The 1,354-nt window shown below is 63.9% G+C and carries 1 protein-coding gene and 1 pseudogene; both read left to right on the top strand.

Annotation, left to right across the window (positions count from 1 at the left end; translation table 11 throughout):
• Positions 1–290 precede the first annotated feature (290 nt).
• On the top strand, positions 291–722 hold the full coding sequence (locus ACIGXX_RS44080) for a hypothetical protein (RefSeq protein WP_399984892.1): 432 nt from the start codon (positions 291–293) through the stop codon (positions 720–722).
• Positions 723–894: 172 nt separating this feature from the next.
• A pseudogene (locus ACIGXX_RS44075) lies at positions 895–1,354 on the top strand (IS5 family transposase); the annotation flags it as partial.

The following is a 1,354-nucleotide window of genomic DNA, read 5'->3' as shown; positions in this document are numbered from 1 at the left end:
CGCCCGTAGCCGTCGCAAGGCGGCTGGGATGAACGGCATGTATCTCAGTGCCAAGCACTTCATCTGGCTGGGCTGCTTGCCTCCACCCTTCTGATCGCGATGGTGTTACACATTCCGGTGATCCGGACCAACTGGCAGTATTCGGTGATGTGTTCGGTATTGAGGGGAAGTCTCGGATTTACTCCCTCGCGCGCCTCCGAAGCACTAGCATGATCGAGACCTAACCGGAGTAGATAATTCCGGTCCAAGAGATTGCCCGCTCGATGTAGGGCTCGGGAAGGAAGCGCCTCATGGTGCATGCGCGTTCGAGGACGGCGGCCGCGGTGGCTGCCGTGGTGGCTGCAATGACGGTGGGTGGCGGTGGCGCTTCGAGTGCATTCGGAGACACCGGCTCGGCCGGAACGCTGAATGCCAACCCCATCGTCGTCCTCAATGCAAGCGGAAGCCAAGCAACGATCAGCGCCGAGGTGGAGTGTCCAGAAGGCGAACAGAGGAAGCTGACGGCCTGGTGGGCGAACACGGCCAAGCCCAATAACCGGACGAAGTTCGGGGTCTTTTCATACACGTGCACGGGCCGCCCGGATGTCGTGGAGCTCACGGTGGATGCACTGAACCCACGTACCGATCCGCTCCTGCTCGGCCCGGGAACCGTCAGCGTGACAATGGGCACGGGTGGTACAGGTAGCGCGGTAGGCAGCAAGGTCGCAGCTATCGCGATCTGACCTCGACTCGACGCCGTCGAACTATTGTGGAAGCGGAGATCGTCACGGACTGACCCGCAGCACACGAGACCTGCCCCCGTCCTTCCCCGCGCAGGCCGGATCAGCGGCTGGGCAGGGGGACAACGCTTACGGCGTCGTCCCCCTGCTAGGGCCCGTCTTTAAAGTTCACGGCGTGGTGGATCATAGTGAGGTGATACGCCGTCATGAACTCACCGATCGGGAGTGGGAGTTGCTCGCTCTGCTGATACCGCGGGCCTCGACAGGGCGTCCGCGTGTGTCGGACCGGCAGGTCGTCAACGGAATGGTCTACAAGATCCGGACCGGGATCTCCTGGCGTGACCTGCCGGAACGCTACGGCCCTTGGAAGACGGTCTACACGCGCTTCCGGAGATACGCACTGGACGGTGTGTTCACCCGAGCTCTCCGGCAGATCCAGGCCCGCGCGGACGCGGCCGGCGACATCGACTGGCTGGTGCAGATCGACTCCACCATCGTCCGCGCCCACCAGCACGCCGCCGCGACGGGGCGAAAAGGGGGCTCCACCGGCGGGACGAACCGGACGATCACGCCCTCGGCCGATCCCGAGGCGGACTGACCACCAAGATTCACCTCGCCTGCGACGGCTACGGGCA

It is taken from the genome of Streptomyces sp. NPDC055243, assembly GCF_044544025.1.
In the GTDB taxonomy this organism is placed as follows: domain Bacteria; phylum Actinomycetota; class Actinomycetes; order Streptomycetales; family Streptomycetaceae; genus Streptomyces.
This window is presented reverse-complemented; position numbering and strand designations above follow the sequence as displayed.

Coding starts and splice junctions, on each gene's coding strand:
- ACIGXX_RS44080 (WP_399984892.1), top strand. CDS start 291: ATGGTGCATGCGCGTTCGAGGACGGCGGCCGCGGTGGCTGCCGTGGTG.